At 64.7% G+C, this 25,874-nt stretch carries 23 protein-coding genes, 2 tRNA genes and 1 riboswitch; of the genes, 14 read left to right on the forward strand and 11 right to left on the reverse strand.

Features of this window, described 5'->3' with window-relative positions:
• Positions 1-50 precede the first annotated feature (50 nt).
• The 9 genes from ACODSN_RS06375 to gltB all read left to right on the forward strand — a co-directional run bounded on the left by ACODSN_RS06375 (position 51) and on the right by gltB (position 12,711).
• Positions 51-1,712 carry an NAD+ synthase gene (locus ACODSN_RS06375; RefSeq protein ID WP_489054006.1) on the forward strand — a complete coding sequence of 554 codons (1,662 nt, stop codon included), beginning with the start codon at positions 51-53 and terminating at the stop codon, positions 1,710-1,712.
• Complete coding sequence (locus tag ACODSN_RS06380) at positions 1,709-1,915, forward strand: hypothetical protein (protein ID WP_489054008.1); 207 nt, start codon at positions 1,709-1,711, stop codon at positions 1,913-1,915. The genes ACODSN_RS06375 and ACODSN_RS06380 overlap by 4 nt, the downstream gene beginning before the upstream one ends.
• Positions 1,912-3,255, forward strand: a complete 1,344-nt coding sequence (gltX, locus tag ACODSN_RS06385; RefSeq protein ID WP_489054009.1) for a glutamate--tRNA ligase — start codon at positions 1,912-1,914, stop codon at positions 3,253-3,255. Before ACODSN_RS06380 ends, gltX begins: the two co-directional genes overlap by 4 nt.
• 4 nt (positions 3,256-3,259) lie before the next feature.
• Positions 3,260-3,462: riboswitch (yybP-ykoY riboswitch) on the forward strand.
• 12 nt (positions 3,463-3,474) lie between these two features.
• A complete protein-coding gene (locus ACODSN_RS06390; protein ID WP_489054010.1) occupies positions 3,475-4,053 on the forward strand; it encodes a TMEM165/GDT1 family protein in 579 nt (192 codons plus the stop codon).
• A 97-nt stretch (positions 4,054-4,150) separates the two neighbouring features.
• Complete coding sequence (locus ACODSN_RS06395; protein WP_489054011.1) at positions 4,151-5,077, forward strand: complex I NDUFA9 subunit family protein; 927 nt, start codon at positions 4,151-4,153, stop codon at positions 5,075-5,077.
• Between the two features lie 36 nt (positions 5,078-5,113).
• Positions 5,114-5,923 carry an undecaprenyl-diphosphate phosphatase gene (locus ACODSN_RS06400; RefSeq protein WP_489054013.1) on the forward strand — a complete coding sequence of 270 codons (810 nt, stop codon included), beginning with the start codon at positions 5,114-5,116 and terminating at the stop codon, positions 5,921-5,923.
• Between the two features lie 178 nt (positions 5,924-6,101).
• Positions 6,102-7,550 (forward strand): NAD(P)-dependent oxidoreductase, encoded by a 1,449-nt coding sequence (locus tag ACODSN_RS06405; RefSeq protein ID WP_489054014.1) that lies wholly within the window; start codon positions 6,102-6,104, stop codon positions 7,548-7,550.
• A complete protein-coding gene (locus ACODSN_RS06410; protein WP_489054016.1) occupies positions 7,550-8,113 on the forward strand; it encodes a hypothetical protein in 564 nt (187 codons plus the stop codon). Before ACODSN_RS06405 ends, ACODSN_RS06410 begins: the two co-directional genes overlap by 1 nt.
• Positions 8,114-8,196: 83 nt before the next feature.
• Positions 8,197-12,711 carry a glutamate synthase large subunit gene (gene gltB, locus ACODSN_RS06415; protein WP_489054018.1) on the forward strand — a complete coding sequence of 1,505 codons (4,515 nt, stop codon included), beginning with the start codon at positions 8,197-8,199 and terminating at the stop codon, positions 12,709-12,711.
• Positions 12,712-12,717: 6 nt separating this feature from the next.
• Here gltB and ACODSN_RS06420 read toward each other — a convergent pair whose 3' ends face one another.
• The gene (locus tag ACODSN_RS06420) at positions 12,718-13,152 is read right to left on the reverse strand and encodes a hypothetical protein (protein ID WP_489054019.1); all 435 of its coding nucleotides are present in this window, start codon (positions 13,150-13,152) and stop codon (positions 12,718-12,720) included.
• Positions 13,153-13,329: 177 nt separating this feature from the next.
• Here ACODSN_RS06420 and ACODSN_RS06425 point away from each other — a divergent pair.
• Positions 13,330-13,416, forward strand: a tRNA-Leu gene (locus ACODSN_RS06425).
• Positions 13,387-13,899, forward strand: a complete 513-nt coding sequence (locus ACODSN_RS06430; protein ID WP_489054021.1) for a hypothetical protein — start codon at positions 13,387-13,389, stop codon at positions 13,897-13,899. Before ACODSN_RS06425 ends, ACODSN_RS06430 begins: the two co-directional genes overlap by 30 nt.
• 830 nt (positions 13,900-14,729) lie before the next feature.
• On the opposite strand, the gene ACODSN_RS06435 is transcribed toward ACODSN_RS06430, so the two are convergent.
• The 10 genes from ACODSN_RS06435 to pspF all read right to left on the reverse strand — a co-directional run bounded on the left by ACODSN_RS06435 (position 14,730) and on the right by pspF (position 24,551).
• Positions 14,730-15,008, reverse strand: a complete 279-nt coding sequence (locus ACODSN_RS06435; protein WP_489054023.1) for a hypothetical protein — start codon at positions 15,006-15,008, stop codon at positions 14,730-14,732.
• 1,299 nt (positions 15,009-16,307) lie between these two features.
• On the reverse strand, positions 16,308-16,652 hold the full coding sequence (locus tag ACODSN_RS06440; RefSeq protein WP_489054025.1) for a hypothetical protein: 345 nt from the start codon (positions 16,650-16,652) through the stop codon (positions 16,308-16,310).
• Complete coding sequence (locus ACODSN_RS06445; RefSeq protein WP_489054027.1) at positions 16,645-16,983, reverse strand: hypothetical protein; 339 nt, start codon at positions 16,981-16,983, stop codon at positions 16,645-16,647. Before ACODSN_RS06445 ends, ACODSN_RS06440 begins: the two co-directional genes overlap by 8 nt.
• 98 nt (positions 16,984-17,081) lie before the next feature.
• Positions 17,082-18,182: a tyrosine-type recombinase/integrase gene (locus ACODSN_RS06450; protein WP_489054135.1), complete on the reverse strand. Its 1,101-nt coding sequence runs from the start codon at positions 18,180-18,182 to the stop codon at positions 17,082-17,084.
• Between the two features lie 300 nt (positions 18,183-18,482).
• Positions 18,483-18,558: transfer RNA gene (locus ACODSN_RS06455), tRNA-Val, on the reverse strand.
• A gap of 85 nt (positions 18,559-18,643) precedes the next feature.
• Positions 18,644-19,636, reverse strand: a complete 993-nt coding sequence (locus tag ACODSN_RS06460; protein WP_489054137.1) for a MarR family transcriptional regulator — start codon at positions 19,634-19,636, stop codon at positions 18,644-18,646.
• A 230-nt stretch (positions 19,637-19,866) separates the two neighbouring features.
• Entirely contained in the window at positions 19,867-20,718 is an 852-nt protein-coding gene (locus ACODSN_RS06465; RefSeq protein WP_489054029.1) for a D-amino-acid transaminase, read from the reverse strand.
• An 81-nt stretch (positions 20,719-20,799) separates the two neighbouring features.
• On the reverse strand, positions 20,800-22,251 hold the full coding sequence (locus ACODSN_RS06470) for a DNA recombination protein RmuC (protein WP_489054030.1): 1,452 nt from the start codon (positions 22,249-22,251) through the stop codon (positions 20,800-20,802).
• 30 nt (positions 22,252-22,281) lie between these two features.
• The gene (locus tag ACODSN_RS06475; RefSeq protein ID WP_489054031.1) at positions 22,282-23,490 is read right to left on the reverse strand and encodes an aminotransferase; all 1,209 of its coding nucleotides are present in this window, start codon (positions 23,488-23,490) and stop codon (positions 22,282-22,284) included.
• 47 nt (positions 23,491-23,537) lie between these two features.
• A complete protein-coding gene (gene pspF / locus ACODSN_RS06480) occupies positions 23,538-24,551 on the reverse strand; it encodes a phage shock protein operon transcriptional activator (RefSeq protein WP_489054033.1) in 1,014 nt (337 codons plus the stop codon).
• A 181-nt stretch (positions 24,552-24,732) separates the two neighbouring features.
• On the opposite strand from pspF, the gene ACODSN_RS06485 reads away from it, so the two are divergent.
• The 3 genes from ACODSN_RS06485 to pspB are packed head-to-tail and all read left to right on the forward strand — an operon-like array spanning position 24,733 to position 25,874.
• Positions 24,733-24,885, forward strand: a complete 153-nt coding sequence (locus tag ACODSN_RS06485) for a hypothetical protein (protein WP_489054035.1) — start codon at positions 24,733-24,735, stop codon at positions 24,883-24,885.
• Between the two features lie 37 nt (positions 24,886-24,922).
• A complete protein-coding gene (gene pspA / locus ACODSN_RS06490; protein WP_489054036.1) occupies positions 24,923-25,603 on the forward strand; it encodes a phage shock protein PspA in 681 nt (226 codons plus the stop codon).
• Positions 25,604-25,607: 4 nt separating this feature from the next.
• The gene (pspB, locus tag ACODSN_RS06495) at positions 25,608-25,874 is read left to right on the forward strand and encodes an envelope stress response membrane protein PspB (protein ID WP_489054037.1); all 267 of its coding nucleotides are present in this window, start codon (positions 25,608-25,610) and stop codon (positions 25,872-25,874) included.

The following is a 25,874-nucleotide window of genomic DNA, read 5'->3' on the forward strand; positions in this document are numbered from 1 at the left end:
AATCATAGAGCATTTTCGCATCGGGCGAAAATGCTCTAGGGGCGCGGCCCATGACCGACAAACTTGTGATCGCGCTGGCGCAAATGACCCAGTCCGTAGGCGATCTGGCCGCCAATGCCGACGCCATGCTCGCCTGGCGCGATCGGGCGACAGGCGCCGACCTGATCGTCTATCCCGAATTGCAGCTGATCGGCTATCCGCCCGAGGATCTGGTGATGAAGCCAGCGCTGATCGAGCGGGCGAATCAGGAACTGGACCGGCTCGCGCGCGCCACCGCCGATGGCGGCCCGGCGATGCTGGTCGGCACCGTCGTCGCGGCACAGGGCGTGTTGTTCAATGTCGTCGCGCTGCTGGAAGATGGCGCAGTGACGGCGATCCGGCAGAAGCGCGAATTGCCCAATTACGGCACGTTCGATGAAAAACGCCTGTTCGCGCCCGGCCCGCTGCCCGCCCCGATCGACTTTCGCGGCGTGAAGATCGGCGTGCCGATCTGCGAGGATATCTGGTTCCCGTTCGTCACCGCGCATCTCAAGGCCGAAGGAGCGGAGATCCTCATCAGCCCCAATGGCAGCCCGTTCGAAGTGGACAAGGACGACCGCCGGCTGAACGGCGTCGCGGGCACGCGCGTCCGCGAAACCGGCCTGCCGCTCGCCTATGTCAACCGTGTCGGCGGGCAGGATGAACTGGTGTTCGACGGCGCATCCTTCGTGATGAACGCGGATTTCGGCATCGCCCACCAACTGCCGGACTGGGAAGAGGCGCTGGTTCTCACCCAGTGGGAAAAATGGGAAGGGCAGTGGGTCTGCCTGCCGGGTGAGCGCCATGCGCTCGATGAACGGCCGGCCGATATCTATAATGCGATGGTGCTGGGCCTGCGCGATTATGTGAACGGCAATCGCTTCCCCGGTGTGGTGCTGGGCCTGTCGGGGGGCATCGATTCGGCCCTGTCGGCGGCGGTCGCGGTCGATGCTCTGGGCGCGGACCGGGTATGGTGCGTGATGATGCCGTCGCGCTTCACCAGTCAGGACAGCCTCGACGATGGGCAAGAATGCGCGCGGCTGCTCGGCGTGCGTTATGACAGGATTCCGATCGAGCCGGGCGTCGCCGCGTTCGATTCGATGCTGGCCGGTGTCTTCGCCGATCAGCCCCGCGATCTGACCGAAGAGAATATCCAGTCGCGCATCCGGGGGCTGACGCTGATGGCGATCAGCAACAAGTTCGGCCACATGCTGCTGACCACCGGCAACAAGAGCGAGATGTCGGTCGGCTACGCCACCATCTATGGCGACATGGCGGGCGGCTATTCGGTGCTCAAGGATGTCTACAAGACCACCGTGTTCGACCTGTGCCGCTGGCGCAACGCCAACGTCCCCTCGCTGGGGGAGAGTTTCGGCCCCGCAGGCCCGGTCATGCCCGAGCGTGTCATCACCAAGCCGCCGAGCGCGGAATTGCGCGACGATCAGAAGGATGAGGACAGTCTGCCGCCCTATGAGGTGCTGGACCCGCTGCTTTACGGCCTGATCGAAGAGGAATTGTCGGTCGAACAACTGGTCGCGCGCGGCTTCGACCGGGATACCGTCGCCCGGATCGAGCGGCTGCTCTACGTCGCCGAATATAAGCGCCGCCAGTCGCCGCCGGGGGTCAAGATCGGCATCCGCAATTTCGGCCGCGACCGCCGCTATCCGATCACCAACGCGTTTCGATCATCATGAACAGGAACAGCCAGCTGAAGGCCATCGGCTATCTGATATCGACGGTCAGCGTCCTGCTGATCGGTGTCGTGGCATGGGACAGCGCGAAGGATGATCGCCTGCTGCGCCTCTGCCTGATCGCTGGCATGGCCAGTTCGATCATCGGCATGGGACTTCGCTGGTGGTCCCACCGGCGCGAACAGCGGCAGGAGGGCAAGGCATGACCGTCATCACCCGCTTTGCGCCGTCGCCGACCGGGCATCTGCATGTCGGCAATATCCGTGCCGCGCTGCATAACTGGCTGTGGGCGCGCAAGAGCGGTGGACGCTTCCTGCTGCGCCTCGACGATACCGATCTGGAACGGTCGCGCCCCGAATATGTCGACTCGATCCGCGCCGATCTGCGCTGGCTCGGGCTTGAGTGGGACGCGGAAGAGCGCCAGTCGGATCGCTTTGCGCTGTATGAAGCGCGGTTCGAAGCGCTAAAGGCGGCGGGCCGGGTCTATCCCGCTTATGAAAGCGCACAGGAACTGGACCTGCGCCGCAAGGTGCTGCTCGGGCGCGGACTGCCGCCGGTCTATGATCGCGCCGCCTTGTCGCTGACGCCGGACCAGATCGCCGCGTATGAGGCGGAAGGCCGCCGGCCGCATTGGCGCTTCCGGCTGGATCATGAGCAGCCGATCGTTTGGGACGATCTTATCCGCGGGCCGCAGCAATTCGACCCGCGCCTGTTGTCGGACCCGGTGATCCGCCGCGCGGACGGGTCGTGGCTCTATATGCTCCCCTCGGTGATCGATGACGTCGATATGGGCGTGACCCATGTGCTGCGGGGCGAGGATCATGTGTCGAACACCGCGACGCAGATCCAGATGTTCGCGGCACTGGACGCGCCCTTGCCCGCTTTCGCGCACGAGGCGCTGCTGACCGGCAGCGAGGGCAAGCTGTCCAAGCGGTTGGGGTCGATCGGCGTCGCCCATTTCCGCGAGGCCGGGATCGAGCCGATGGCGCTGTTGTCGCTACTCGCGCGGCTCGGCAGCAGCCAGCCGGTCGAGCCGTTCGTCACCGCGGAGCCGCTGATCGACAGCTTCGATTTCGGCCATTTCGGTCGCGCGCCCGCCCGCTTCGATGAGGGTGAGCTGGCGACGATCAATCAGAAGATCGTCCATCAACTGCCGTTCGACGCGGTGGAGGCGCGCCTGCCCGATGGCATGGGCGCGGTGGCGTGGGAGGCAATCCGGCCCAATCTCGATTCGCTGGCGCAAGCGGCGGACTGGTGGCGGATCGTCACCGGGCCGATCGATGCTGCGGAAATCGATGCGGAGGATCGCGATTTCCTCGTCGCGGCCCATGCGGCGCTGTCCGAACTCGGCTTTGACGACATGGTGTGGCGCGCACTGACGGACCGGCTGAAGGGCGAGACAGGGCGCAAGGGCAAGGCGTTGTTCCTGCCGCTCCGCCGCGCGCTGACGGGGTTGGATCATGGGCCGGATATGGCGCTGTTCCTGCCGCTGGTCGGCCGGGACGAAGCATTGCGCCGGCTTGCCATGGCTCACGGCAACGCCTAGAGACTCAGGCGTCATCTGGGGAGTAGCCAGCCGTTGCGCGTCAAGCCAGCGGGCCGTGCGTCAACATATTCGGTCGAGAGGCCGTGGCGTACGGGATGCGGCGGGACCAAAAGTCCGCGACTGCATCGGGTGAGACCAATGGCATCGGCTTTTCCTGTCCGGCCGGGCGGGGAAGGGCGGTGGCATTGTGTCTTTCATAACCCGGCCCGGATGTTTCGCATGGAAGCCTTTCTCACCTCCGCCGCGCTGGTGGCGCTCGCCGAAATGGGCGACAAGACGCAATTATTGGCGATGCTGCTCGCGACTCGTTTTCGCAGGCCCGCGCCTATCATCCTCGGCATTTTCTGTGCGACCATCGTCAACCATTTCCTCGCCGCGCTGGTCGGCCATTCCATCGCGGGCGTACTGACCCAGCCCTGGTTCCGTTATGCGGTCGCGGCGAGTTTCATCCTGATGGCGGGCTGGACCCTGATCCCCGATTCGATCGATGCGGATGCGCCACTCGCCGCCCCGTCAAAGGCCGGGGTGTTCATGACGACGCTGGTGGCCTTCTTTCTGGTGGAGATGGGCGACAAGACGCAGGTCGCGACCGTGGCGCTGGGCGCGCAGTTCGACAATCTGCTCGCCGTGACGGCGGGAACCACCTTCGGCATGATGGCGGCGAATATCCCCGCCGTGCTGTTCGGCGAAGCGCTGGCGAAGCGGGTGCCGATGCGGGCGCTGCAAATCGGCGCGGCGCTGCTGTTCCTGGGACTCGGGTTGTGGATGATCGCTTCGCTGCAAGGTTGGACCTCTTAAAAAGCGGCAAGGTTTCGCCGCGGCGGTTGTCAGCATGGCGCGGCTGCGGCAAGGGGAGCATGGATATTCCCTCAAGAACAGGCATGGGACGCGCGTGATGAAGGACAGTCTGGTTACGGTGTTCGGCGGTGGCGGATTTCTGGGTCGTCAGGTCGTGCAGGCGCTGCTGGCGCAGGGCGCGCGGGTGCGCGTGGCGCAGCGTAACCTGTCCACCGCCCTGCGGGTCAAGCCGCTTGCCGGCCTCGGTCAGATCCAGTTCGTTGCGGCGGATATCCGCAAGCCCGCCACCGTTGCGAACGCCGTTGCCGGCAGCGATATCGTCATCAACCTCGTCGGCGTGCTGAGCGGCGATTTCGACGGCCTGCATCATCAGGGCGCGGCCCATGTCGCTCGGGCCGCCGCGACGGTTGGCGCGCGCGCGCTCGTCCATGTCTCCGCGATCGGCGCCGACGCGGAAAGCCCGTCCGCCTATGGCCGGTCGAAGGCGGCGGGCGAACAGGCTGTGAAGGCGGCTTTCCCGCAAGCGACGATCATCCGCCCGTCGATCATCTTCGGACCCGAGGATCAGTTTGTGAACCGCTTCGCCGAGTTGATCCGCATCGCGCCCGTCGTGCCGGTGATCGGTGCGGGCACGAAGTTCCAGCCGGTCTATGTGAAGGACGTCGCCCATGCGATCGCCAACGCCGCCGTCGATCCGCAAGCGTTCGGGGGCAAGATCTTCGAACTGGGCGGGCCGCAGACGCTCAGCATGCTCGAACTGAACGGCTGGATCGCCAGCGCCATCGGCCGGAGCCGCACTTTGGTGCCCGTTCCCGCGCCGCTGGCGAAATTCATCAGCTTCCTCCCCGGTGGCCCCATCACCGGCGATCAACTGGCGATGCTGTCGCGCGACAATGTGGTCGCATCGGGCGCGCAGGGGTTGGCGGCGCTCGGGGTCGCGCCGACGCCGCTTGGCGCGGTCGCGGACAAATGGCTGGTGCGCTATCGCCGCCACGGCCGCTTCGCCGGGCGCGCGCGGGCCTGATCCTCGCCGCCACGACGCTGGCAAGATGGAGCCGTTATGGACATGCATTATATCACCGTCATCCTGCTCGGCATTGTCGAGGGGCTGACGGAATTTCTGCCGGTGTCCTCCACCGGGCATCTGATCCTCGCGAGCGAGTTGCTCGGCTATGATGCGTCCACCTGGGCGATGTTCAACGTCATCATCCAGCTGGGCGCGATTTTGGCAGTGGTCGCGCTCTACTGGCGCACCTTCTGGGCGGTCATGCTCGGGCTGATCCGGCGGGAACCCGCAAGCTGGCGCTTCCTGCGCAACCTGATCGTCGCCTTCATCCCGGCTGCGGTCATCGGCCTAGCGCTTCACAAGCAGATCGAGGCGCTGCTCGGCGCGCCAAGGGTCGTCGCCTGGGCGCTGATCGTCGGCGGCTTCGCCATATTGGCGGTCGAGCGCATCGCGAAGAGCGCGCGCTTTCATGGCATCGCGGACGTGCCGCTGGCCCGCGTCGTGGGTATCGGCTTCATCCAGTGCTTGGCGATGGTTCCGGGCGTCAGCCGGTCCGGCGCGACGATCATGGGGGCGCTGGCGCTGGGGGTCGAACGGCGCACGGCGGCGGAGTTCAGCTTTTTCCTCGCCATCCCGACGATGCTGGGCGCGACCCTGCTCGAACTGGTGAAAAATGGGGACCGCATCACCTCATCCACCGTCGGCTGGGACAGTATCGCCTTGGGCTTCGTCACCGCGTTCATCGTCGCGCTGCTGGTCATTCACTGGTTTGTCGGTCTGGTGTCGAAGCGCGGCTTTGCGCCCTTCGCCTGGTATCGGATCGCGGCGGGAATCGGCGCTCTCCTGTGGCTTTCGATGAGATAGGGCCGAAACGGTCTTATAATTTTGCTGGATAATCCGATATTTGCAACATTCGGTCGAATTTCCCAATATAATAGGTCAATTTCACTGACTTAAATGTCAGAATCCGCGTGACTCTGCGGGTTTTTCTGCTATGAGCGCGCCTGAAGCTATTCAGACCATCCAACGCGGGAACCCAGCCATGGCCGATACTCCGATGCTGAAGTTCGTTGGGACTGGACAGTCCTATCCCGAGAAGCGCAGCCCTGACGATCGCGCGGATGACTTCCGCGAAATCAGCCGGAGCTTCCTGATCGAGAAGGCGGAGGAGCAGGCCTCGCGTTGCTCGCAATGCGGCGTGCCTTATTGCGCGACCCACTGCCCGCTGCATAATCATATCCCGGACTGGCTGCGCCTGACGGCCGAGGGCCGGTTGCGCGAAGCCTATGAGCTGAGCAACCTGACCAGCACCATGCCCGAAATCTGCGGCCGCATCTGTCCGCAGGACCGGCTGTGCGAGGGCAATTGCGTCATCGAATTTTCCGGCCACGGCGCCGTGACCATCGGCTCGGTCGAAAAATTCATCACCGACACCGCCTGGAAGAAAGGCTGGGTCGAACCGCTCGTGGCAGGTGCGCCCACCGGCCAGTCGGTCGGCGTCATCGGCGCAGGGCCTGCCGGTCTCACCACCGCCGAATATCTGCGCGCGGCGGGGCATGAGGTGCATGTCTACGACCGGCACGATCGCGCCGGCGGGCTGCTGACCTACGGCATTCCGGGCTTCAAGCTGGAAAAGGACATCGTCATGCGCCGCATCCAGCGGCTGAAGGACGGCGGCATCGTCTTTCACGACAGTTTCGAAATCGGCCGCGACGCCAGCCTGGAGGAATTGCGCGGGCGGCATGACGCGATCCTGATCGCCACCGGCGTCTACAAGCCGCGCGACATCAAGGCGCCGGGCGTCGGCGCGAAGGGCGTGGTCAAGGCGCTCGATTTCCTGATCGCGTCGAACAAGGCGGGCTTCGGCGACGCGGTGCCGGGCCATGAGGACGGATCGCTGCTGGCGACGGGCAAGCATGTCGTCGTCATCGGCGGCGGCGACACCGCGATGGATTGCGTGCGCACCGCCATCCGCCAGGGCGCCAAATCGGTGAAGTGCCTCTACCGCCGCGACCGGGACAATATGCCGGGGTCGCAGCGCGAGGTCGCCAATGCGGAGGAAGAGGGCGTCGAGTTCGTCTGGCTGACCGCTCCCATTGCTTTTGAAGGGACGGACCATGTGACCGGCGTCAAGGTGACGAAGATGCGGCTGGGCGCGCCCGACGCCTCCGGCCGCCGCGCGCCCGAGGCCGACCCCGGCAGCGAATATAGCATGGAAGCCGATCTCGTCATCAAGGCGCTGGGCTATGATCCCGAGGAATTGCCCAAGCTGTTCGGCAGCGAGGACCTGTCCGTCACGCGCTGGGGCACGCTGCGCGTCGATCACAAGACGATGATGACCAGCGTGGACGGCGTGTTCGCGGCGGGCGACATCGTGCGCGGTGCCTCGCTGGTGGTGTGGGCGATCCGCGACGGGCGTGACGTGACCGACCATATGCATAAATATCTGCGCGCCAAGGCGAAGGCCGGGGCGGAGAGGGTCGCGGCGTGATGCTACTGCAACTGGCCTTGCTGGGCGCCGCCGCGATGTCGGCAAATACCCTACCCGAACCGGGCAAGGCAGCGCGCGTGCTATCGCATCAGGTGGTGGAGCAGATTGGCGGGCGTTTTCGTCTGACGCCGGATAGCGCGCGCAGGAGGCTGGTCCAGTCGCTTGTCGGTCAGATCAGGGCCTACAAGCCTGCAAGCTGCGATCCGGTCGTGCCCGCGTGTCGCAGCGCCGCCGAGAGCTTGGCGAGCGAGAAGGCGACTGACTATGGCGCGCACCTCGATACCGCGTTTGAAGAGGGCTATGCAGCGCTGTTCGAAAGCCGGATGTCCGAACCGGAGATCGAGGCTGCAAGTCGTTTCGTAAAGTCGCCGTCCGGTGCGAAATTCGCTGCCGCATTGGTCAGTAGCGAAATGCAGCCAATGATCGTGCTGTCCTATATAAGTTCGCGACTAAGGGATTATGAAGACGATCTCTATGATCGCTTCCTCGCGGCGACGACCGCCCTGCCGCGACGGGTCCTAAGGGTTCCGCCCCCGGTCTGGCCGAGCGGCGACAAGAAATAAAATGGCCGGGCAACAACCCGGCACCATTGGAACGACAGCGGCCGCGACCGGAAACCGGACGGCCCCAGCAAGGGTAAGTCATCATGACCACCGAAGCCGAACGCAATCGCCTAGCCGAAGAAGGCATGTACCGCCCCGAGTTCGAAGGCGACGCCTGTGGCGTCGGCCTTGTCGCCGCGACGGATGGCCGGCCGAGCCGCCGCGTCGTCGCCTCCGCGATCGACGCGCTGAAAGCCGTGTGGCATCGCGGCGCGGTGGACGCGGATGGCAAGACCGGCGACGGCGCGGGCATCCATGTCGACCTGCCGGTGCGATTCTTCGACGACGCCATCGCCGACTCCGGCCACAAGCCGCTGCCCAACCGGCTCGCGGTCGGCATGATCTTCCTGCCGCGCACCGATCTTGGCGCGCAGGAAACCTGCCGCACCATCGTCGAAAGCGAGGTGATCGAGGCGGGCTATACCATCTATGGCTGGCGTCAGGTGCCGGTCGACGTCTCCGTCATCGGCGAAAAGGCGCAGCGCACGCGGCCCGAAATCGAGCAGATCATGATCGCCGGGCCGATGCCCGAGGAGCGTGACGTCGCCGAGTTCGAAAAGGACCTCTACCTGATCCGCCGCCGGATCGAGAAGAAGGTCATCGCCGCGCAGATCCAGGATTTCTACGTCTGTTCGCTGTCGTGCCGCTCGATCATCTACAAGGGGCTGTTCCTCGCCGAATCGCTGTCGGTCTTCTATCCCGACCTGCGCGACGACCGCTTCGAAAGCCGGGTCGCGATCTTCCATCAGCGCTATTCGACCAACACCTTTCCGCAATGGTGGCTGGCCCAGCCGTTCCGCACGCTCGCCCATAATGGCGAGATCAACACGATCCGCGGCAACAAGAACTGGATGAAGAGCCACGAGATCAAGATGGCGAGTCTCGCCTTCGGCGAGCAGTCGGAGGACATCAAGCCGGTGATCCCGGCGGGTGCATCCGATACCGCCGCGCTCGACGCCGTGTTCGAGGCGATCTGCCGTTCCGGCCGCGATGCGCCCACGGCCAAGCTGATGCTGGTGCCCGAAGCGTGGCAGGCGGACGCGGAAACGCCGCAGGCGCATATCGACATGTATGAATATCTCGCGTCCGTCATGGAGCCGTGGGACGGCCCCGCCGCGCTGGCGATGACCGATGGCCGCTGGGTCGTGGCCGGGGTCGACCGCAACGCGCTGCGGCCGCTGCGCTACACGCTGACCGGCGACAATCTGCTGATCGTCGGATCGGAAACCGGCATGGTCGTGGTGCCCGAAACCACCATCGTCCAGAAGGGGCGGATGGGTCCGGGCCAGATGATCGCGATCGACCTTCAGGAAGGCGTGATCTACGACGATCGCGCGATCAAGGACCGGATCGCGGCCGAGCGCCCCTATGGCGACCTCATCAAGAATTTCATGACCATCGGTGATCTGACGGACGCGCCGAGCGCTCTGCCGATCTGGGATAAAGCGGAACTGACCCGGCGTCAGGTCGCGGCGAACCTGACGCTGGAGGACATGGAACTGATCCTCAGCCCGATGGTCGAGGACGCGAAGGAGGCCATCGGGTCGATGGGCGACGACACGCCGCTCGCCGTCATTTCCGACAAGCCGCGCACGATCAGCCATTTCTTCCGCCAGAATTTCAGCCAGGTCACGAATCCGCCGATCGACTCCTTACGCGAACGGCATGTGATGAGCCTCAAGACGCGCTTTTCCAACCTGCACAATATATTGGAGGAGGACGCGCAGAACAGCCATGTGCTGGTGCTCGACTCGCCTGTGCTGACATCGGCGGACTGGGCGCGGCTGCGCGCGCATTTCGGCGCGGCCGTGGCTGAAATCGACTGCACCTTCCCGGCCGAAGGCGGTCAGGAACAGCTGCGGGCGGCGATCGCCCGCATCCGGGTAGAGGCGGAGCAGGCGGTGCGCGAAGGGCGCAGCGAATTGTTCCTGACCGACGAGGCCCTGAACGCCGATCGCGTCGCCATCCCCGGCGTGCTGGCGGCGGCGGCGGTGCACACGCATCTGGTGCGCAAGGGGCTGCGCTCCTACGCGTCGATCAACGTGCGGTCGGCCGAAGCGCTCGACACCCATTATTTCGCGGTGCTGATCGGCGTCGGCGCGACGACGGTGAACGCCTATCTCGCCGAAGCCAGCATCGCCGATCGTCATGCGCGCGGCCTGTTCGGCGATCTGGCGCTCGACGCCTGTTTCGAACGCTATCGCGTCGCGATCAACGAGGGCCTGCTCAAGATCATGTCCAAAATGGGCATCGCGGTCATCAGCAGCTATCGCGGCGGCTATAATTTCGAAGCGGTCGGCCTGTCGCGCGCGCTGGTGAACGATTTCTTCCCCGGTATGCCGGCGAAGATTTCGGGCGAGGGCTATGCCTCGCTGCATCACAGCGCGACGCTGCGGCACCAGGGCGCTTATGACGAGGCGGTCGTGCGGCTGCCGGTCGGCGGTTTCTATCGCCAGCGCAACGGCGGCGAGGCCCATGCCTATTCCGCGCAGCTCATGCACCTGTTGCAGACCGCGGTCGGCACCGACAGCTATTCCACCTATCTCCAGTTCGCGCGCGGCGTGCGCGACCTGCCGCCGGTCTATTTGCGCGACCTGCTCGAATTCAACTTCGCCCGCGAAGCCGTGCCGATCGACGAGGTCGAGGCGACCACCGAAATCCGCAAGCGGTTCGTGACGCCGGGCATGTCGCTCGGCGCGCTCAGCCCTGAAGCGCATGAAACGCTGGCGATCGCGATGAACCGCATCGGCGCGAAGGCGGTGTCGGGCGAGGGCGGCGAGGATGCGAACCGCTTCAAACCCTATGAAAATGGCGACAACGCCAATTCGGTCATCAAGCAGATCGCGTCCGGGCGCTTTGGCGTCCACGCCGAATATCTGGGTTCGGCCGAGGAGATCGAGATCAAGGTCGCGCAGGGCGCCAAGCCCGGCGAGGGCGGCCAGTTGCCCGGTTTCAAGGTGACCGAGTTCATCGCCAAGCTGCGTCATTCGACGCCCGGTGTGACGCTGATTTCGCCGCCGCCGCACCACGACATCTATTCGATCGAGGATCTGGCCCAGCTCATCTACGACTGCAAGCAGATCAACCCGCGCGCGCGCGTCTGCGTCAAGCTCGTCAGCCAGGCGGGCATCGGCACGGTCGCGGCGGGCGTGGCGAAGGCGCATGCGGACGTCATCCTGATCGCCGGTCATGTCGGCGGCACCGGCGCATCGCCCCAGACCAGCATCAAATATGCCGGGACGCCATGGGAAATGGGCCTTTCCGAAGCCAATCAGGTGCTGACCCTCAACGGCCTGCGCCACCGCGTGAAGCTGCGCACCGATGGCGGCCTCAAGACCGGGCGCGACATCGTCATCGCCGCGATCCTGGGGGCGGAGGAATATGGCATCGGCACACTGAGCCTCGTCGCCATGGGCTGCATCATGGTGCGTCAGTGCCACAGCAACACCTGCCCGGTGGGCGTGTGCGTGCAGGATGAGAAACTGCGCGCGAAGTTCACCGGCACCCCGGAGAAGGTCATCAACCTGATGACCTTCATCGCCGAGGAAGTGCGCGAAATCCTGGCTCGCCTGGGCTTCCGCAGTCTGGACGAGGTGATCGGGCGGACCGAACTGCTCAAGCAGGTCAATCGCGGGGCCGAGCATCTCGACGATCTTGATCTCAACCCGATCCTCGCCAAGGTCGATGCGAGCGACGAGCATCGCCGCTTCTCGCTCGACCAGTGGCGCAACGAAGTGCCCGACAGCCTCGACGCGCAGATGATGAAGGATGCGCGCGCGGTGTTCGAGCGCGGCGAGAAGATGCAGCTCACCTATACGGTGCGCAACACGCATCGTGCGGTCGGTACGCGGCTGTCGTCGGCCGTGACGGAGCGGTTCGGCATGTCGACGCTGGCCGACGGGCATCTGACCGTCCGTCTGCGCGGATCGGCGGGCCAGTCGCTCGGCGCGTTCCTGTGCAAGGGCATCACGCTCGAAGTGTTCGGCGACGCCAACGACTATGTCGGCAAGGGATTGTCTGGCGGCATCATCGCGGTGCGCACTACCGTATCCAGCCCGCTGAGCAGCAAGGACAATACGATCCTTGGCAACACCGTCCTCTACGGCGCGACCAGCGGCAAGCTGTTCGCGGCAGGGCAGGCGGGCGAGCGCTTCGCGGTCCGCAATTCGGGCGCGAAGGTCGTGGTCGAAGGCTGCGGTGCCAATGGCTGCGAATATATGACCGGCGGCATCGCCGTCATTCTCGGCCGCACGGGCGCCAACTTCGGCGCGGGCATGACCGGCGGCATGGCCTTCATCCTCGACGAGGATGGCAGCTTCCCGACGCGCGCCAATCCCGAAGGGATCGTCTGGCAGCGGCTGGAAAGCAGCTACTGGGAAACCGCGCTGCGGGCGCTGATCGCCGAACATGCGGTCATGACCGACAGCAAATGGTCCAACACGATCCTGGAGGACTGGGATCGCTGGCGGCGCTATTTCTGGCAGGTCTGCCCCAAGGAGATGCTGGGCCGTCTCGCCCATCCGCTGAGCGATGCGGTAGAGGTGGTCGCGGCCGAATAAGGCCGGTCAGGGCGCGGGGGTATCCTGCGCCACCGGCTGCATCATTACCGGGCCCTGACCGGCCGCCAGGACGGTCGGCGAGGTCGGTGGCGCGGCATCGGCGATCGGGCGCGTCATGGCAAGGTCAGGCAAAGGCGGATCGTCATAACTCTGCTCGCCATAGTCGGGAACCGGCAATGCCGCCATGTCCGCCGCCATGCGGCGTTCCGGCAGCGTCGGGCCGCAGCCCTTGCAGTCGATCTCCATCGGTCCGCGCAGCTCATCCGGTGAAGGACCCGAATCAGCCAGACCGCTGGTCGACGCGCTCGCGCTGCCATCATCCGCCTGCAAGGATGACGGCGGGGACGCCGGGATATGGGTCACATAGGACCCCAGCCCCATGCCGGCCATTAGCCCCGATATCATGACCCCACCACCAGCCAGCCAAAAGCGCATCACCACCGGATATCTCCGCATTCCGTGCTGCCGCGCGACCGTTAAGGTCCGTCAGGGACAGCAGAGCCAGTCCAACATCATTCTGCTGAACGCCCGTGCAGATCGGTGGTTGCATGGGACGAAAGCCTTTGCTAATGGCCAGCGCCTACCAGGTGCCGGCCCCGCCGGTTTCCCTTTGAATGTGCGGTCGTGGCGGAACTGGTAGACGCGCAACGTTGAGGTCGTTGTGGCCGAAAGGCCGTGGAAGTTCGAGTCTTCTCGACCGCACCAAACAGTGTTAAGTTATTGAAATGGAATGATATTTTTGGCTTCGGCCGGAAATGTCGCGCATTTCTGCGCGGTTTTGGCCCAGCTGAACCAGCACCTGAAGACAGAGACTACTTGCTGACCGCATTTCTCGTCCCGAAAACGCCATCATTCTCAACCCTTCAAAAACCTGTCTTCACCTCCCTGAGCGCCCCCCCAATTGCTTTAATATTCTGCATTGTTCCAAAGAATGCTGACCTCTCCATCAAACAGATCGGCGGCACGACAAATATGCTTAAGCACAGGCCGGCGGCTGGATTTCTGGAAGAATTTGCCCGTACGCGCACGCCGGTCAAGTTCGACATAGGACATGCCCATCGATCGCGCGCGCTGGCGAATCATGTCCAACGCGGGCACGCCGAATTCCGCGCTGGCGGGTTGCCTATGCGGCGCGCGAATATGCCCGGCCTTCGCTTTTATCTACCCAAGACGAAGTCCAGGAAATAATGGTTCGAGATCCCGGTCTGATACGAAATCAGCGAATGCCCGGCGTAATCGCTCGACCTCTATGTTGGTCCATATGTGACGACGCCGTACGATGCCCAAATGGCGGACACGATTTTTGAGCGCGGCAAGAGAACGGCCGGGAAGTCCTGTTCGCAAAAGACGATAAGATGGATAATGTTTGATGAGATACGCGTCTTCTTCGGCGGTCCAAGGCGCCCCGCTGCTGAAGCGGAGAGGTTCCGTCCGATGGGCCACTGGATGACCTCAAGCACCGCGCCAGCTTATAATCGGTGTTCCATCTAGCAGGTGCATCGCCCGCCCGTGCGTTCAATATGGAGGAGCAGGCGATCCCGCCCTTTAAGCCCACGGTCGTCAGCCATCCTGAGAATCATGCGGCGCTCCAACTGTCGAATCCGCGGCGCGAGGTACGAAAAGATCGCGGCCCTTGCCGGCGGGCATCAGAGAAAATTCCCATAAAATCAACGAAATTCAGTTAGTTAAGATGAAACGAGTCTCAAATCGCACATTGCCTGATGCGCTCAGTAACCGCCCGGCATTACGGGATAATTTCAGTCCATTCCCCCTGTTGCCGCCGATGCAACAAAGTTCGAGACTTCTCGAGGGCACCAGACAGTCCTGCAAGCAAACCAAAGTCACCCCCTTGGGGGCGCCCCGTTCGAATCTGGCCCGGTTCCGCGAGGTTTCGCGGCGCATCATCTGCGGGTGAAGCCAGAGACGCGGTTCAGGCCGCAGTCTTGCCCCGGAAAATGACCGGATTCTCTGGTCGGAAGAACCCCCGCTTCACCGTCATTTGGTGGATGGTCCAGCAATCAACCGGCGAAGCCGAGCAGCCGCTCCTGCTCCGCCCAATCGATTGGCACGTTCGCCGCGAGGAGCATCTGGCGGTTTAGCTTGCGGGGCTGCTTTCCCTCGACAATCGCCTCGACGATCCGGGGGCTGAGCCATGCGATGCGCAACAGCCGGGCGAGATGGGTGCGGCACCGCCCTTCGCGCTTGCCGATCTGATGCAGGCTGAGTTCCAGGCTGGATTGAACCAACTCCAACGCGGCGCGCGCGTCTGACAGCAACCTCAACAAGTCGTCGTTCACGGGTTTGGCGGGTTCTCCGCCATCGATCCTCAGCTTCGCCTCGCGAAATGGCTTGCGAGCTCTGCCCTGAAAGCCAGCGCCGTCTCATCGTCGGCTGGCAGCTCGGATTGGCTGAAAATCTCTTCGATAAATCCTAGAAACATGCGCGCGTCATTTATGGCAACGGACGCTTGGCCGGGCGTCGATGGATTGGCCACACTAGGTCCGAAGGCTTCCAACTGCGCGGCGATATATCCGGCCGCCCAAGCGACTGTTTCGGCAGGATCGCCCTCCAATTCGCCATGCAGCGCATACCAAGCTCATGGCTGGTCCGATCGTCGCGGGATTAGGCTCGAAAGGCACCGGGCCATCCCAGCGGCTGGGGTCGGCTGGGGCGTTAGCCATCATTCAGCTCGCCGGCTGGCGGGGCGATGGGGAGGCCACACGCGCGCGGAATTTCCTGTCTCGGGATCGGACTTTTCTGTTCCCATGTTCCCAAAGTCGCGCGGAAGGCTGGGAACAGGTTCGCACTCTCCAAAGGTGAAGCTTTCTGCGGATTTGACATACTATGTTCCCAAGTTCCCACTGTTCCCTTCAAAAACATAGCTCTCCGAAAGCCGTAAGAAAAACGGGAAAATAATAGGTCGGAAATCCAGCTCGCACAGGCGATCGGAAACCCGCCTCGCGACAACGCTAAGATTGGCCCCGCAAGGCCAGGGCGGCAGGCTTGGGAGCAATTTGCCACCGTCTGCCGCCTTCCCTCATGCTGGCGCTCCTGCGTGAGCAACCTCGATCGACCCATCCGAAAATATCGAGAACGAAGAAAAAACTCTCTCGATGAGACCAGATGCGGTGCACTGGGGCGCTGCCTTCAAGACTTTTGACCCGCCCCCTTCGTTGCCCACTCGGCCTGAGGGTGCATGACGCCAAAGCCGCCAGATGCCGCGCGCGTGTGGCATCCCCCCCCTCGCAGCCGCGCGCCTCGACCTATCGGCCCCTATCTCGATCGGTCGGCAACGAAGACCGGCCGAAGTCACATATCGCTTCCCATGCCCGCAGATGAGCCGGATTGCTGGGATCGAATGGCGGCACGTCTGCCCGCAATTCCAGCGATTGCGCAGCCTGCTCGGCAGCACGCCAGGAAGGGAGCAGGTGTGGAAATGCCACGGTCTGGCGTGCTATCAGTTCGCGCTTTGCCTTCGCAAAGGCACGTCCATAGCACTGCTTCACTTGTCGCTCCTGCGCGGCTGGCAGAATAACCACGTTCGCAGGACATGCGCGTCGGAGAGCGCGCAGCGATGGGGTGTGAGCCATAGCCGCCTATTCTCCATCCCGGCCGGGCACCACGGTTTCCATATATTCGAGCAGTCGTGCCCGCTGCCAGTCGGTAGCTGCGTCATATAGCGCTTTGAACCGCTCCAGCTTTTGCATCTCGCTAAAGGCCTGCCGCATATACTGCGCTATCCCGTGTGCGTCCGCATGGCTTGCACACCAATGGCGGCGATCGTCATGGCCTTTGCGGCGGGCCACAGCATACCATCGGGTCCGATGGCGCACTTTCACTAAGCGCCGTTCGCTTTCGACAGTGACAATCCAGCGATCCTTGACCGCAAAGGGAAGCACTGTGGGATCGGATCCCGAAAGCCCCTCGATCGAATTAGCCATGTTGCGCGCTCCGTTGCCGGCGGTCGCTATCTGCACAATCCAAATGATATTGGGCCAAGGCGATCAGCGTGCCGATACCTTCGAGCGCTCTCCCCTGGATTTCATGTCGAACATTATCGAACGCATCGGCAATGGCAGGTTCGGCGGCCTCGCAGACATCATGGGCGCTGCGAAGCATGGTAAGGAGCCGGTAGGCTTCGGCCAGGCGTTCGCTGGCTCCGCCGTGCGAGTAAAACGGCCGCACGCCATTGATTTTGAGGTCGCACAGGGGCGGATGCTGGACTTTTAGTTTCTCTTGAGCGGGTTGCTCCCTTAGTTGCGCTGTAGCCATCTTCGACTCCTTTTCAGTCGGTTGTGGTGAGGGCCAGCGGGGAAGGTAGTAGCTCCCTAGCTGGCCCGTTCTCATCGGGCCGAATGCCCGGTGAAACTCTATCCCGCCTCCCTTTCAGGAAACGGTACAATTTCAGCGCCCTTGCGCAGCGTGTCGAGATGGCCGCTCCACCATTGGGCCATCTCCACCCGCTCTTTCCAGTGGGCACCACGATGATAGGCGGCCCGCACCCGATCCTCATCGCCATGGGCCAGAGCGCGCTCGATCGCGTCGGGGTGCCACTTGCCGCTTTCGTTCAGCAGCGTTGACGCCATCGCGCGAAAGCCATGGGCGGTCATCTCATCGCCAGCGAAGCCCAGCCGCCGCAGGCCGGCATTGATGGTGTTTTCGCTCATCGGCCGGGCGCGCGTGCGAATCGAGGGAAAGACGTAGCCGGCCGGTCCGGTGATCTCATGAACCTGCCGTAGCAGCTCCACGGACTGGCGGGACAGCGGCACGCGGTGCGGCCGGCGCATCTTCATCTTGCCGGCCGGGATGGTCCACAAGCTGCCTTCCAGATCGATTTCGCTCCATTCCGCATGGCGCAGCTCACCGGGCCGGACAAAGACGTTGGCGGACAGCTGCATGGCGATCCTGGTCATCACCTGCCCGTCATAGCCATCGATCGCGCGCAACAGATCGCCGGCGCGCTTGGGCTCGATGATCGCGCCATAATGTTTCGGCTGGGGAGCAGTCAGTGCACCACGCAAATCGCGGCTGGGGTCGGATGCCATCCGTGCGTTGGCGATAGCGTATCGAAAGACCCGGCCGGACAGTTGCAGCACCCGCCGCGATGTCTCGAAATTCCCCTTCGCCTCGATCCTGCGCAGCACGGCCAGCAGATCCGGCGCGGTGATCTCCGCGATCGGCATACGGGCAATCACCGGCCCCATGCGGCGGATATAATATGTGCTCTGTCGGCCGTGGATGGAGACATGCCTTCGCGGCGGCGCTTGTCGATATTCCTGCGCGATCTCCCCGAAGCTGTTTGCGGCTGAAACCTTGGCCCTGTGCTTTGTCTGCTGCTTTTCGCGGGCAGGGTCGGCACCGGCCGCGAGCGCCGCGCTCGCCTTGCCCCGGTGCTGCGCGCGGTGACGCGGCTCACATCTGGCCAGCCGCCCAGCGAAAGGAGCATTTCCTTCCGCGACCCGGAATTTCAGCTTCTATAGCCGACCGCCCGCTGGCGCCACCATCAGGTAAAGGCCGCCAGCATCACCCATTTAATACGATTTGGCGGCCGGCTTCGCATGCGGATCGCCACATCGATAAGAGCCATGGCCTGCGCGCACCTTCTTCACACTGGGTATGTGATCGGCGCATCTTCGAGATACCCCAAATCATACCCCCATTTGAGGCAGGCCGTCAGCGAACGCGACTGAACGCCTATGCCTAATGACATAAGAATATCGCTTGTTTGCGGGGTTTGTCCAGACGGATACGGATGCTGCCGGACGGGAATATGGTGGGCGATGACGGGCTCGAACCGCCGACATTCTCGGTGTAAACGAGACGCTCTACCAACTGAGCTAATCGCCCGATGCGCGTCCCTTGAAGGGTGGACCGGCGTTTGCCTCTCTAGGGCAATCGGCGTGGCCGTCAAGCCGGGACGCGCCGGAGCGGGTCAACAGCAGAGATAGCGGCGGCTCGCCAGGAACCAGCGCGTCAGGGCCTCGGCCGCGCTGTCGGCCAGCGCGATGAAAATCCGGCGACCGTCATGGGGATCGGCCTGCCGCACCACGAGACCATCGTCGGTCAGCGTGCGGATCCAGCGCAGCGCCGTCGTGGGCGGCACCGCCGAGGCGATGCACAGGCTCGACACCGACACCCGTTCCTGTTCCAGCCGCGCCGCCAGCAGATCGAGCAGCATGTCCCAGGCCGGATCGGCGAACAGCCCGCCGGCGAGGAAATCCGCGCGCATCCGCCGCGCGCGCAGCAGATCGCGGACCCGCGCGGCGGTGATCTCGACGCCCTGCTCCGCCACCGGCTCGCCGCCGATCGGCGCCAGCGCGGGCATGCCGATATAGTCGCTCGCCCGGTCGGATATGCGCGTGCCAAGATCGAACGAGGGCACCGCGGCGCGCGGGCGGGTGGTGAGCGATTCGATCGTGCGGGCGAGCCGGCTGACCTCCGCGCTCAACTGGTCGAGGCGGTTGGCTTCGCCCTCCCGCGTCGCATCGTGCAGATGGCGTGGGCTGTCCTCGCTCCGCGCCGCCGCCAGCAGCGCGGCGGCAAGGTCGGTATTGTCGGGATTGCACAGCAATTGGGTGCGCGGACCACGCATGCAGGCATAAGCCAGGTCCAGCGTCTCGATCCCCGCGAGCAGGATGACCGCCATATTATTCTGGATCGCGATGGTCTCGATCTGGACCATCAGCCGTTCGAGCAGAGGGCCGGGCTGTTGACAGCAGAGCAGGACGATGTCGCAGCCGATCTGGATGTCGAGCCGAGCGGGCGCCTGTTCGAGCGCCACGACATCGAGCAATCGCAGCCCCGCCGCCTGCGCCACGGCTTGCGCATCGTCGAACCAGCCATCATCGGCGACGATCAGCAGGCCGGGCCGTTCGTCGCGCGCCCCGAAGGCCATGCCCATGTCGGCGGAAAAGGGATCGACCATCACAAATTGGCTCCTGTGCGCGTTATGTTCCTCACCATATCCGTCCTTGGCGCGGATGCAGCCACAGCTTTCTCCGCATTGGAGCAAGAATATCCGGCTTGCCGTAACGGCAAGCCGCGGGGGCCGACGAGATCAGTCCACATCGCGACCGCAATGGCGGGTGAGCCGCACCGATATGGCGGCTTTTCGGCGGAAATCGATCTTCATCCATTATGGTGACAATTGCTCGGTCAGGTCGCGGTGCGGCGCGCGAAATCGAGATAGAGCTGGCGCAGCCGTATCGCGACGGGACCGGGCGCGCCGTTCCCGACCGGGTGGCCATCGATCCGCACGACCGACTGGCAGAGCGTCGATGCGCTGGTGATGAAGGCTTCCTTCGCGGCCAGCGCCTCCGCCACGGTGAAGGGCCGGCGGACGAGCGGGATGCCGTCCTCCTGCGCCAGCACGGTCAGCGCCGCGCCGGTGCAGCCCGCCAGCACCGCCTGCGAATAGGGGCGCGCCACGATGCCCTCGTCGGTCAGGATGAAGGCGGTGGAGGAGGCCCCTTCGGTGACGAAGCCGTCCTCGACCATCCACGCTTCCTGACAGCCTGCCGCCGATGCCGCGCGCTTGGCCATGACCTGCGCGAGCAGGCCGGTGCTCTTGATGTCGCGCCGCGCCCAGCGCAGATCGGGCATCGTCGCCACCGCGATGCCGGTGCGCGCGGCCGGTACGTCCACAAAAGGCTTAGCGGCCACGAACAGGATGAGCGACGGGGCGACATCGGGCGAAGGCAGGAAGTCGCGCGCGGCTTCGACGCCGCCGGTCAGCTGGAGATAGACAAGCCCCTCGTCCAGCGCGTTGCGGGCGATCAGCTGCTTTTGCGCGGCTTCGATTTCCGCCAGGCTGATGGGTAGAGGCACCCCGATCGCGCTGGCCGATCGCTCCAGCCGTGCCAGATGCGACGCGCTGTCGATCAGCTTGCCGTCGATCACCGCCGCAACCTCATAAACGGCCTCGGCAAACAGGAAGCCCCGGTCCAGCACCGAAATCTTCGCGTCGGCCAGCGGCAGATACTGGCCGTTCAGATAGGCGATGGACATCTTGCGCAAATTCCCCCGAGTGATGCGCCCGCGATCTTGCCGGGGCGGCGGGCGCGGTCAAGCGCGGATCGATGCCCCCGCTTACTCCGCCGCGTTGGGCAGGGCGCGCGCTTCCTCCGCCTGGCTTTCGCGCGCCAGCACATCGAGCGGTTCGCTCGACTCCAGCTCCTTGCCGCCGGTCTCGATAGCGAGATCGCGGAACTTGCGCCCGGTCGCCAGCACACGCGTATCGAAGCTGCCGACGAAGCTGTTATAGTTGGTGACGGCGCTGTTGAGGCCGGAGCCGAGCCGTTTCAAATGGGTCGCGGCCACCGCCAGCCGTTCATATAATTCCTTGCCCAACTGCCCGACCTGCCGCGCCTGATCCTGCATGCTGGCCTGCCGCCAATGGCCCGCGAGCGTGCGCGCGAGCGGCAGGAAGGTGGCCGGACCACAGATGATGACGCGGTTGCGCGCGGCGCGTTCCCACAAGTCCATGTCCGCTTCCAGCGCGGCGGTGACGAAGTTGTCGCCGGGCACATACATGATGACGAAGTCGGGCGCCTTTTCGAACTGTTCCCAATAGGCCTTGCGCCCGAGCGCGTCGGCATGGGTGCGCATGGCGCGGGCATGTTCGAGCATATGGGCGTCGCGGATCGCCGGATCGACCTGATCCACGGCGTTCAGATAGGCGACGAGCGAGCATTTGACGTCGACCACCATCTGCTGGTCGCCGGGCAGGCGGATGATGAAATCCGGGCGCAAGCGGCCGTCTTCCACAGTAACCGACACTTCCTCGCTGAAATCGACATGGGGCGACAGACCGGCCGTCTCGATCAGGTTCTTGAATTGCTGCTCGCCCCAGCGGCCCCGCGTTTTGGGCGCGGCGCGCAAGGCGTTGACCAGCTTGGCGGTCTCCTCGCGCACCTGCCCCTGGCCAAGCTGCACCTGGCTCACCGCCTCGCGCAGTTCGGCATAGCTGCCGACCCGGTCCTTTTCGACCCGCGCAAGCCCTTCCTCATAGCGTTTAAGCGTGGTTTCGACCGGGGAGAGCAGGGTGCGCAACTGCGCCTCGCTCTTTTCGTTCGCCTGCGCGAACCGCTGGTCGGCGCGGGTGAGGAAATCGGCCTTGGCATGATCGAGCAGCTTGCCGCCAATCTCGCTAAACTGGGCGGACAGTTGGTCGCGGGCATCCTTGAGCACCGCGATCTGCGCCTCGAACGCTTCGGCGCGCGCCCGCGCATCGGACCGCAACGCCGCCAGCTCACGCAAGGCATCCTCCCGCTCGGCCTGCGCCGATTCGGCCCGCTCAGCGAGCGCCGCGCGCTCCTGCGCCAGCCGGTCGTGCGCCGCCCCGGCCTGCGCCACCCGTTCCTGCATCACCGCAAGCTCGCTGATCGCGCCATTGCGCTGGCTGGCGGCGATGTCGAGCCGGGCTGTCAGATCGGCCTTCTCCGCCAGTAACGGCGCCAGCGCCTTGCCGCGCAGCAGCCAGCCAGCGGCAAGCCCCGCCAGCAGGGCGATGACGATCAACAATGCGGCGATGCTGTCCATGAGTGCCCTTTGCTGGAACGAAAAGGGAACTTAGCCGCCGTCCGCCGCGCCCGCAAGCACCGTCTGCCGGAAAGCGGCGAGCCGGGCGACCGCCTCGTCCAGCACCGCGTCGGCTTTCGTGAAGCACAGGCGGACGAGATGGGTGACGGGATCGTCGGGGTAGAAGGCCGAGATCGGGATCGCCGCGACCCCCGCCTCGCGCACGGCCCGTTCGCAAAATGCCCGGTCGTCCAGCGCGATCCCCGACGCGGCCAGATCGATGCAGACGAACCACGTCGCCGCGCCGGGCAGCACCGCGAACCCTGCGTCCTCCAGCCCGCCCACCAGCCGGTCGCGCGATGCGGCGGTCGCGGATCGCTGCGCATCGAACCGGTCGCGCGGCTGGCCAAGCCCCTGCGCCACCGCCCATTGCAGGTTGGGCGGCGTGGTGAAGGTCAGATATTGATGCGCCCGCGCCAGCAGCGTCGCGATCGGCGGGGCGGCGCACATCCAGCCGACCTTCCAGCCGGTAAGCGCGAAAATCTTGCCCGCCGATCCGATCTTGACCGACCGTTCGCGCATGCCCGGCAGCGCCATCAGCGGGCGATGCACCGCGCCGTCGAACACCAGTTGCTCCCACACCTCGTCGCAGATCGCGATGAGATCATGCGCGACGCAGAATGCCGCCAACAGCGCCAGTTCGTCGGCGCCGATCACCACCCCGGTCGGATTGACCGGATTGTTGAGCAACAGGAAGCGCGTGCGCGGGGACACCGCCGCCTCCAGCGCATCGCGGGTGATGCGCCAGTCGGGCGGGGTCAGCCGCACCACCCGCGCGATGCCGCCCGCGCGCTCGATCAATGGAATATAGGCGTCGTAGAGCGGTGCCAGCAGCAATATCTCGTCCCCCGGCCGGACCAGCGCCAGCAGGCTCGCGGCGAGTGCCTCGGTCGCGCCGGCGGTTACAATCACCTCCTGCGGGTCGAGGTTCAGCCCCTGATGCGCGGCATAATGCGCCGCCACCGCGCCACGCAGCTCGGGCAGGCCAGGCATCGGCGGATACTGGTTCGACCGGGTCAGCAAGGCGTCGGCAGCGGCGGCCAGCAGTTCAGGCGGTCCGGGCGCATCGGGAAAGCCCTGCCCCAGATTGATCGCCCCCGTTTCCCTCGCGAGTCCCGACATGGTTTCGAAGATGCTCGTCGTCATCGCGCGATAGACGGGGTGGCCGGTGTCGCGCGCGGCGGTGAATGGTTCGGCCATGGCTCGGTTCGGCTCCCTGATATCCATGCGCCGGGGGTATCGCCCTGCTAGCGGACCGTCGAGTCCTGCCCGGCCAACCCATGTTTGCGCAGACAGTGGCGCAACTGGTCGTAGCTGAGGCCAAGGCCCTTCGCGGTCGCGCGCTGATTATAGCGATGCCGCTCCAGCGCGGCGCGCACGATCGCCGCTTCATGCGCATCGACCGTCGCGCGCAGATCGGTGACGATGGGGGCGGACACCGGATCGGGCGGCGGGGCGCTCTCCGGCGTCGCCATAGGCGCGGGTTTCCAGGGCGAGGCGAAGGGGTCGAAGCTGATGGCGCTCACGGGCCGCGCCGGATCGTTCCAGCGATAGACCGCCCGCTCGACCACATTGCGCAATTCGCGCACATTGCCGGGCCAGGGATGCGCTTCCAGCGCCGCCATGCAGTCCGCGTCGAAGCCCGGCCATTGCGGCCAGTTCAGTTCGGCGGCCATGCGCCGGGCGAAATGGTCGGCCAGCACCGCGACATCGCCTTCCCGCGCGCGCAGTGGCGGCAGGGTGATGACCTCGAAACTCAGCCGGTCGAGCAGATCGGGACGGAACCGTCCCGCGAGCGCGGCGGCGGGCAGATCGTCATTGGTGGCGGCGACGATGCGCACGTCGACCCGCATCGGCCGCGACGCGCCGATCCGCGTCACCTCGCCATATTCGACCACGCGCAGCAGCCGTTCCTGCGCCGCCATCGACAATGTGCCCAGCTCGTCGAGGAACAGCGTGCCGCCATCGGCTTCCTCGAACCGGCCGGGCCGCGCTCGCGACGCGCCGGTGAACGCGCCTTGCTCATGGCCGAACAGCTCCGCCTCGATCAGCGTTTCGGGCAGGGCGGCGCAGTTCATGACGATCAGCGGCTCGCCCCAGCGCGGCGACAGCCGGTGCAGCCGTTCGGCGATCAGCTCCTTGCCCGTGCCCCGCTCGCCGATCACCAGCACCGGGCGGTTGAGTTCGGCCGCGCGCCCGGCCAGTTCGACCGCATCGAGAAAGGCGAGCGACTGGCCGACAAATTGGGTATTCCTGTCCATTGCCAACTTATGGTGAGTTTCACCACTTATCGGCAAGGAAAATGTGCAGACTATGAGGTTTGGTGCGCGAAACGCCTGAAAATCGGGCCTCCCGCCATTTGGCACGCCCTATGCAATGATCTTGGCAAGCCGCTGCACAGACAGCGGCATCGTGAAGGCCAAGGTTCAGGGAGTCTCAGACATGCAAGACAATGCACACAACACGATCCGCGATATCGGCCGGGTCTTGTCGGTCGCCATCGCCGCACTGCTGTTCGGATCGACGATGATCCTGTCGGCGGTCGGCCCGGCGCGCGCCGGCGAGGCCCCGGCGACCCTGCGCTATATGGCGTAAGCCGTCCGCCTCGTAAAACACCAGGAGTGAAGTTCAGATGGGTATTTTTTCCCGCACCCGCGACATCATCGCCGCCAATGTCACCGACCTGCTCGACAGGGCGGAAGACCCGGCGAAGATGGTCCGCATGATCATCCTCGAAATGGAGGAGACGCTGGTGGAGGTGCGCGCGGACGCGGCCCGCACGATCGCCGACCAGAAGGAGATGCGCCGTCATATCGACAAGCTGCGCAGCCTTCAGGACGGCTGGACCGACAAGGCGCAATTGGCGCTGAGCAAGGATCGCGAGGATCTGGCCAAGGCCGCGCTCATCGAAAAGCAGAAGGCCGCTGACATGGCGGAGCAGCTTTCAGAGGAGATTGCGGTGCTGGACGACGCGCTCAAGGCGTCGGAAGAGGATATCGCCAAATTGCAGGCCAAGCTGCGCGAGGCGCGCGCCCGCCAGGCCAGCCTTACCGCCCGCATGCAGACCGCGGAAAATCGGCTGCGCATGCGCGAAGCCTATGCCGGGGAGAAGGTCAACGAGGCGTTCGCCCGCTTCGACCTGCTCGAACGCCGCGTCGATCTTGCCGAAGGCCGCGCCGATGCGGCCGCGCTGGGCGCTGGTCCCAAGACGCTGGAGGAGGAGATTGCCGAGCTGCAATCGTCCGACAAGGTCGATGCCGAGCTGGCGGCGCTCAAGGCCAGCATGAATGTCGGCCGGATCGGGGAGGGCTGACGCGATGGAGGATGTTCTCGTTCCCATCGTTGTCGTCGGCATGCTGTTCATCGGCATGCCCTGGCTGATCTTCCACTATCTGACCAAATGGAAGCAGGCGCCGCGCATCACCGACGAGGATGAAAGGCTGCTGGACGAGCTGCATCTGCTCGCCCGGCGGCTCGAAGACAGGCTCCAGACGGTCGAACGGATCGTCGCCGCCGACAACCCCGATTTCCGTGCCGCGCGCCCTGCCGACACGGATGATTACAGCCTCGATCGGAGGAACTGA

It is taken from the genome of Sphingobium sp. FG11 (assembly GCF_057809915.1).